This window comes from Oleiphilus sp. HI0066 (genome assembly GCF_001635725.1).
The window spans coordinates 1-1,170 of sequence record NZ_LWFH01001714.1; the positions used below are offsets into that span (position 1 = coordinate 1).

2 protein-coding genes are annotated in these 1,170 nt (G+C 43.1%); one reads left to right on the forward strand and one right to left on the reverse strand.

The window, feature by feature from the left end; all coding sequences use genetic code 11:
• Positions 1-11 precede the first annotated feature (11 nt).
• On the forward strand, positions 12-161 hold the full coding sequence (locus A3738_RS32210) for a fatty acid desaturase (protein ID WP_255376211.1): 150 nt from the start codon (positions 12-14) through the stop codon (positions 159-161).
• 89 nt (positions 162-250) lie between these two features.
• Here the strand turns inward: A3738_RS32210 and A3738_RS31610 are convergent, their stop codons facing one another.
• Positions 251-913 carry a PEP-CTERM sorting domain-containing protein gene (locus tag A3738_RS31610; RefSeq protein WP_082878336.1) on the reverse strand — a complete coding sequence of 221 codons (663 nt, stop codon included), beginning with the start codon at positions 911-913 and terminating at the stop codon, positions 251-253.
• Positions 914-1,170 lie beyond the last annotated feature (257 nt).

The following is a 1,170-nucleotide window of genomic DNA, read 5'->3' on the forward strand; positions in this document are numbered from 1 at the left end:
CTTTTGAATGGATCTGGGTTGGTCAAAACCTGCACGCTATTCATCACTTGTTTCCTCGCGTGCCTTTCTACAAGTACCACGCGCTTTATCGTGATATCCAGCCTATATTGCGAAAACAAGGTACGCCTATCCTCGGCGTATTCAGTAGAAAACCTGTGTAAGAACGAAAAAAGACATAAAAAAAGCAGCCAGTTGGCTGCTTTTTCGTTTACTCAACGACGTAAGATCTAGTTCTAGGCAAAGTCGTTGCTTAAACGCGCTTTCGGATACGAGCTAGACCAAGAAGCCCCAAACCTAAGAGCGCTAACGTGCGAGGTTCTGGAACAGCAGTCACTCTTAAACCTGCTAAAGCGAAGTCTTGATCAGAGTCGTCACCAGCACCCTGAGGTACAGTGAATTGGATCCAAGACGTACGATCTGTGCTATCAAAGCCAGTCAGAATGCTTAAGAAGCCAGCACCACCAGCACTACCAGGACCTGCAGGAATAAATGGCGAATCAGCATATGGGCCAGGCTTCAAACGATAACCAAGATATTCGTTATTAAACAAATCCAACACCAAGATCTCATCAATAACTACTGACGCATCAAACGTCACTGTTAGTTTCTCGATCTTGTCGCCACCTTGAGGGTTATTGATCTCGTCACGATCACCATGCTTTTTAATACCGATACCGTCGCCATCACCAACAAGGCCACCGATTGCACCCGGACCCTCGTTGCCATTAAACGTTAAAGTGCCAACGTTTGCTCTTAGTGTGACATCGCCAATTCCTGCAACATCATTTGTATACGTTTCTTCACCATTTACACCAGCCCATTCGGTTGACGTAAAATCGATCAAAACAGCCTGCGCAGGTAAAGCAACCGCTAGTAAAGCTGGAGCTAAAAGCACTTTCATTTTGTTTATCATGTCTTAAGCAACCTTTGTAAGGCTTACATTTTGTAAGCTGTTGAATTTAATAGAATTCAATATTGTAAGGAATTCTTGGTTTTTTCTAAGCATTATTGAACTTAAATATGGGCTCTAAAGGATCAACATTATAAGCTGCAAGAAGAGAATTAACTGCACTAAATCGAGACTCAGCGCTAGCAAAATGCATGAAAAGTAAGTCATGCTTTCATCGCTTAAAACTTCTGCTGCTAGACAATTGCTGACCTTGGCACTGA